1 protein-coding gene and 1 rRNA gene are annotated in these 540 nt (G+C 55.9%); one reads left to right on the top strand and one right to left on the bottom strand.

Annotation, left to right across the window (positions count from 1 at the left end; all coding sequences use genetic code 11):
• A partial coding sequence (locus M3I54_RS44620; RefSeq protein WP_254345683.1) for an integrase core domain-containing protein occupies positions 1–214 on the top strand: 214 nt, incomplete at its 5' end.
• Positions 215–359: 145 nt separating this feature from the next.
• Here the strand turns inward: M3I54_RS44620 and rrf are convergent.
• A 5S ribosomal RNA gene (gene rrf, locus M3I54_RS44615) occupies positions 360–473 on the bottom strand.
• Positions 474–540 lie beyond the last annotated feature (67 nt).

Below are 540 nucleotides of genomic sequence, written 5' to 3'. Positions count from 1 at the left end.
GAGAAGTCCGCAGAGCAACGGGATGGCCGAAAGCTTCGTCAAAACGATAAAGCGTGACTACGTCTCATGGATGCCCAAGCCTGATGTCAGAACCGCACTGCAAAACCTGGCTATCGCGTTTGACCACTACAACGAATCGCATCCGCACAGCGCCTTGAAATACTGCTCGCCACGCGAATTCCGCCAGCGCGCAACTTCACCAACCGAAGCGTGACCGCGTGTCCGGTCATGCAGGGGCAAGTCCAATCGACCGCGAATAAATCAGGTCGTTAAGAATAATCGGTTTTTCTTGCGCCCAAACGCCAGAACCCCGGCTCTCTTTCGGAGACACCGGGGTTCTGGACGTTACAGCATAAGGAGCCTGACGATTACCTACTTTCACACGGGCAATCCGCACTATCATCGGCGTGGAGCTGTTTCACGGTCCTGTTCGGGATGGGAAGGGGTGGGACCAGCTCGCTATGGTCATCAGGCATGACGGGTTGCTGCGTCGCGGTGTTATCGCGCCACAGCCAATCGGGAAGAAGCGTAAAGAGGTGT

Source organism: Paraburkholderia sp. CNPSo 3274 (assembly GCF_024206475.1).
GTDB lineage: Bacteria > Pseudomonadota > Gammaproteobacteria > Burkholderiales > Burkholderiaceae > Paraburkholderia.
Note: the sequence above shows the minus strand (reverse complement) of the source record. Positions and strands in the feature narration are given on the sequence as shown.